The 4,450-nt window shown below is 66.0% G+C and carries 3 protein-coding genes; 1 reads left to right on the top strand and 2 read right to left on the bottom strand.

What is annotated here, in order from left to right:
• Positions 1 to 105: 105 nt before the first annotated feature.
• On the top strand, positions 106 to 939 hold the full coding sequence (gene tauD / locus ACO6VM_RS22840; RefSeq protein ID WP_401055764.1) for a taurine dioxygenase: 834 nt from the start codon (positions 106 to 108) through the stop codon (positions 937 to 939).
• A gap of 107 nt (positions 940 to 1,046) precedes the next feature.
• Here tauD and betT read toward each other — a convergent pair whose 3' ends face one another.
• Together betT and epsC are read right to left on the bottom strand one after the other, a co-directional pair.
• Positions 1,047 to 3,008, bottom strand: coding sequence for a choline transporter BetT (betT, locus tag ACO6VM_RS22835; RefSeq protein WP_401056121.1), 1,962 nt, complete (start codon positions 3,006 to 3,008; stop codon positions 1,047 to 1,049).
• Positions 3,009 to 3,378: 370 nt separating this feature from the next.
• Positions 3,379 to 4,317 (bottom strand): serine O-acetyltransferase EpsC, encoded by a 939-nt coding sequence (gene epsC / locus ACO6VM_RS22830; RefSeq protein WP_422403853.1) that lies wholly within the window; start codon positions 4,315 to 4,317, stop codon positions 3,379 to 3,381.
• Positions 4,318 to 4,450: the final 133 nt, after the last annotated feature.

The following is a 4,450-nucleotide window of genomic DNA, read 5'->3' as shown; positions in this document are numbered from 1 at the left end:
CATCGCGGGGCAAGCCCGCTCCCACGATCCTATCTTGCGTGGGAGCGGGCTTGCCCCGCGATATTGCCCGATACCGGGACACGAATTCTCAAGCGAGAAAACACCATGAGCCTGACCATTACCCCCTTGAGCCCGGCCCTGGGCGCGCAGATCAGCGGCGTCGACATCAGCCGCGAAATCACCCCGCAACAGCGCGACGCCATCGAGCAGGCGCTGCTCGAGCACCAGGTGCTGTTCTTCCGCGATCAGCCGATCACCCCCGAACAACAGGCGCGCTTCGCCGCCCACTTCGGCGACCTGCACATCCACCCGATCTACCCCAACGTGCCGGAAACCCCGCAGGTGCTGATCCTCGACACCGCCGTGACCGACGTACGCGACAACGCCGTGTGGCACACCGACGTGACCTTCCTGCCGACCCCGGCACTGGGCGCGGTGCTCAGCGCCAAGCAGCTGCCGGCCTACGGTGGCGACACCTTGTGGGCCAGTGGCATTGCCGCATTCGAGGCACTGTCGGCGCCGCTGCGCGCGATGCTCGACGGCCTGACCGCCACCCATGACTTCACCAAATCCTTCCCGCTGGAGCGCTTCGGCACCACGCCCGAGGACCTCGCGCGCTGGGAAGCCACCCGGCGCAACAACCCGCCGCTGTCGCACCCGGTGGTGCGCACCCACCCGGTCAGCGGGCGCAAGGCGCTGTTCGTCAACGAAGGCTTCACCACGCGCATCAACGAGCTGAACGAGTATGAAAGCGAGGCGCTGCTCAAGCTGCTGTTCGCCCATGCGACGCGGCCGGAGTTCAGCATTCGCTGGCGTTGGCAGGAGAACGACGTGGCGTTCTGGGATAACCGCGTGACCCAGCATTTTGCGGTGGATGACTACCGGCCCAATCGGCGGGTGATGCACCGGGCGACCATCCTGGGGGATGCGCCGTTCTGACAGATAGGCTTTGCCAGTCCCAATGCATTCGCGGGTAAACCCGCTCCCACAGGCGCTGCGCAGAACCCTGTGGGAGCGGGTTTACCCGCGAATAGGCCGGAACAGGCCTACCTCACCAGATGCAGGTACTGCATGTGCCGCTCGTACTGGTCGAGGATGTCGTTGATGATCTGCTCCTTGCTGTAGCCCACCAGGTCGTAGTTCTGGCTGCCCTCGCTCAGGTGCACCTCCGCCCGGTAATAACGGCGGTTCTTCAAGTCCTGCGTACCCAGCCCACCGAGGGCGAACGACGGGGTGAAGTAGCCACGCATCTGCACCTGGTAGATGAACGGCTGCTCATCGCCATGGCCGATCTTCAGGCTGACGTTGTCATGGCTCGGGTCGTCCTGGGTGATCAGCACCAGGCCCTTCTGCTCGAACACCTCGCGCACCTCGGCAATCGCCGGGCGCACCACGTCGTCCATGAAGCGGTACACCTCGTCACGTGACGGGAAATGCACGGCCTGGCTCAGGCGCTGGCGCCAGCCGCCACGGCCGCGCCGCGACTGGGCGAACGGGGCCAGCGAATGCATCTGGGCGATCTGCCGCTGGCTCTCCAGGTAGAAGGCCTTGTGCAGCCCCCACATCATGCACAACAGGATCAGCGAGAACGGCAGCGAGGTCAGCACCACCGCAGACTTGAGCGAGTCGATGCTGCCGGCGAACAGCAGGGCACTGGTGATCAGCGCGGTCATCGCCCCCCAGAAAATCCGCAGCCAGTTAGGCCCGTCTTCGTCAGCGCCGCCGCCCTTGGCCGACAGCGTCGACAGCACCACGGTGCCGGAGTCGGCCGAGGTGACGAAGAACACGAAGCTGATGAACACCGTCACGGCGATCACCGTCTTGCTCCACGGGTAGGTTTCCAGCAGCAGGTACAGGCTCATCGACGGATTGTCGATGGCCGACTGGCCCAGCGCGGTCATGCCGTGGTTGATCACCTGGTCCAGCGCGCTGTTGCCGAAGATCGACATCCACGCCAGGGTGAAGCCCAGCGGGATCAGCAGCACGCCGAAGACGAACTCACGGATGGTGCGGCCGCGCGAAATACGCGCGATGAACAGGCCCACGAACGGCGCCCAGGCAATCCACCAGGCCCAGTAGAACACCGTCCAGCCACCCAGCCAGTCACGGTTTTCACCATAGGCGTACACGTCGAAACTCTTGCGAGGCAAGGCGCCGAGGTAGTCGCCGAGGTTCTGGATCAAGGTGTTGAACAAGTGCTGGGTGGGCCCGGCGAACAGCACGAACAGCAGCAGCGCGCAGGCCAGGAACAGGTTGATGTCGCTCATCACCCGCACGCCCTTCTCCACCCCGGCGACCGCCACGGCCACCGCCGCGCCCATCATCAGGGTGATCAGCAGCACCTGCACCCATTGGCTGTGGCTGATGCCGAACAGGTAGTCGAGCCCGGCGTTCAGGTGCAGCACGCCGAAGCCCATGTCGGCCCCCAGGCCGAACACCGTGGCGATGATGCCGAAGCCGTCCACCGCGTAGCCGATCGGGCCGTTGATGCGCTTGCCAATCAGCGGGTACAGCGCCGAACGCAGCGCCAGCGGCAGGTTGTGGCGGTAGGCGAAGTAGGCCAGCGCCATGCCGACGAAAGCGAACACGCCCCAGCCATGCAGGCCCCAGTGCAGGAACAGGATCTGCATCGCCTGGCGCCCGGCCTCGGCCGTGCCCGCCTCGCCCTGGGGCGGCTGGAGCATGTGGGTCAGGGGTTCGGAAACACAGAAGAAGAACAGCGTGATACTGATGCCGGCAGCGAACAGCATGCCGGCCCAGGACAGGTAGCTGAACTCGGGTTCGTCGTGGTCGGCGCCGAGCTTGATCTTGCCGTAGCCGGATACCGCAGTGACCACCACGAACACCAGGTACAGGGTCATGGCCAGCATGTAGTACCAGCCGACGGTGTTGGCCGCCCAGTTCTGCGCCGCCAGCAGCCATTCACCGGCCGCTTGCGGCATGGCGATGACCACCAGGCCGAACAGCAGGATGAAGCTTGCCGCGAAGTAGAACACCGGGGGGTTCATGCGGATCTTGCCATTGGCAAGGGAAGGCGTTGGTGCACTCATCGGGCGTGCACCTCGTCAAAGGACGTGAGGTTCGGATTGTACGGGTTCAGCAAAGGAATCCTCCTGTTGAACACCGGCAATGGACCAGCGTTTTTTCATTGAACAAGCGTTCAAGTTAAACATGGATCGGATTTCAATGCGACCCGATGCCGCTGGGCGGGGTCCTTGTGAGGGACAACGTGGGAGCGGGCTTGCCCCGCGATTGCGGGGTCAAGCCCACCCTCGCCATCGCGGGGCAAGGTCCCTCCCCCCCCCCCCCTCCCCCCCCCCCCCCCCCCCCCCCCCCCCCCCCCCCCCCCCCCCCCCCCCACGCGCCATACACACGATGCTAGAGGGCTTTCTTGCCCTCGCAATCCAACTGCAAATTGGCCTGGGTAATGTTGCTCTCGGCCGGCACGCTGCGGGTCAGCCAGACGTTGCCGCCAATGGTCGAGCCCTTGCCGATGGTGATACGCCCCAGAATGGTCGCCCCGGCATAGATCACCACGTCGTCCTCGACGATCGGGTGGCGCGCCAGGCCTTTGTGCAGGGTCCCCGACTCATCGCTGGGGAAGCGCTTGGCGCCCAGGGTTACCGCCTGGTAAATGCGCACCCGCTCGCCAATGATCGCCGTCTCGCCAATGACCACGCCGGTGCCGTGGTCGATGAAGAAACTCGGGCCGATCTGCGCACCGGGGTGGATGTCGATGCCGGTGGCCGAGTGCGCCAGCTCCGAGCTGATCCGCGCCAGCAGCGGCAAGCCAGCCTGGTACAGGTGATGGGCCAGGCGGTGGTGGATGATCGCCAGGATGCCCGGGTAGCACAGCAGCACCTCGTCGACGCTGCGCGCCGCCGGATCACCGTGGTAGGCGGCCAGCACATCGGTGTCGAGCAGCACGCGCAGCGCCGGCAGGGCGGCGGCAAAGTCCTGGATCAGGCGCAGGGCGTGGGCGTCGACGTCAGTGACGTCGGTCTTGCCATGGCGCGCCGCGTAACGCAGTTCCAGGCGCGCCTGGGTCAGCAGCGCGGTCAGCGCGGCGTCGAGGGTATGGCCGACGTAGAAGTCCTCGCTTTCCTCGCGCAGGTCCACCGGGCCCAGGCGCATGGGGAACAGCGCGCCGCACAGTTGCTCGAGGATCTGGCGCAGCGCCTCGCGCGACGGCAGCTCGCGGCCGCCCTGCTCGCCGCTGCTGCGGCCATTGCTGCTGCGCCATTGCTCACGGGCGCTGCGCAGGCCAGTGACGATGCCCTGCAGTTGCCAATGGGCTGTTGATGGTTGTTCGCTCACGGTGGATCTCCTGCCAGGCAGTTTTTCTGAGTATTCAAGGCACCCGTGGGAGGGGGGGGGGGGGGGGGGGGGGGGGAGGGGGGGGGGGGGGGGAGGGGAGGGGGGGGGGGGGGGGGGTGGAAGAGGTGGGCAA

It is taken from the genome of Pseudomonas sp. GZD-209 (assembly GCF_049310485.1).
GTDB lineage: Bacteria > Pseudomonadota > Gammaproteobacteria > Pseudomonadales > Pseudomonadaceae > Aquipseudomonas > Aquipseudomonas sichuanensis.
This window is presented reverse-complemented; position numbering and strand designations above follow the sequence as displayed.